The sequence below is a fragment of the Dictyoglomus sp. genome, from assembly GCF_049968615.1.
GTDB classification, from domain to species: Bacteria; Dictyoglomota; Dictyoglomia; order Dictyoglomales; family Dictyoglomaceae; genus Dictyoglomus; species Dictyoglomus turgidum.
In genome coordinates this window covers 1-876 of sequence record NZ_JBMFQK010000024.1, presented here as the reverse complement: position 1 = coordinate 876, position 876 = coordinate 1, and the positions used below count along the sequence as shown (strand labels likewise).

2 protein-coding genes are annotated in these 876 nt (G+C 39.4%); both read left to right on the top strand.

Features of this window, described 5'->3' with window-relative positions:
• The coding region (locus tag ACP5QL_RS09210) for a serpin family protein (protein WP_428127286.1) at positions 1–497 on the top strand (497 nt) is incomplete at its 5' end.
• 74 nt (positions 498–571) lie between these two features.
• Positions 572–862, top strand: coding sequence for a hypothetical protein (locus ACP5QL_RS09205; protein ID WP_428127283.1), 291 nt, complete (start codon positions 572–574; stop codon positions 860–862).
• Positions 863–876 lie beyond the last annotated feature (14 nt).

Sequence of the window (876 nt, the reverse complement as noted above, 5' to 3'; positions counted from 1 at the left end):
AGCTCCAGGCTCTTGAACTTCCCTATGAAGAAGAGCTATCAATGCTAATACTTCTTCCAAAGAAGGATTTAAAGAATGTAGAAAAAAACCTGACCCTAAAAAAAATAGTAGAGATTAAGAAAGGCATGCGATTAACACCTGTAGATTTATATCTACCAAGATTTAAGTTTGAAACAGCATATTCACTCAACCAAGTATTTCCTGGGATGGGCATGCCAACTGCTTTTTCTGATTCTGCTGACTTTTCAGGCATAGATGGCACAAAAAAGCTTAAGATAAGCGATGTAATCCACAAGGCATTTGTAGAGGTCAATGAGGAAGGCACAGAGGCAGCTGCCGTAACTGCGATACAAGAGCGGGCAATAGTATCTGTACATCCGCCGAAAATAAAAAAGCCCGTCATCTTCCGTGCAGACCATCCATTTATCTTCATAATTCAGCATAATAAGACAGATGCTATACTATTTATGGGGAGGTTTTATGAACCGGGTAAATAATCAGATGATGAGCTTATTGACTATTTTGAAGCCCATCCAGGGCTGAGAAAAAAATAAAAAACTGGAGGTGTGTTATGAAAAAGTTATTAGTATCAGGTATTATTTCAGGGCTTTTGATGACAGGTGTTGCCTTTGCAGGTAATGATTCTCCATACGATAGTGCTCAAGGCATTTCAGGAAGCAGCCACAGAGCTTCGGAAGAGGCAAATCAACCATCTGACTACAATAGATTAAATGGTCCTGATGAAAGAGCACGACATGATGCGGGTGCAGGCTTTGACACAAACAGGGATTCAAATCTTGGTTGGGGAAACCAGTATATTCCAACTCCTACTCCAAAGATTGATAAGGAATATTCAAAGTAAAATTTATGGAAAGA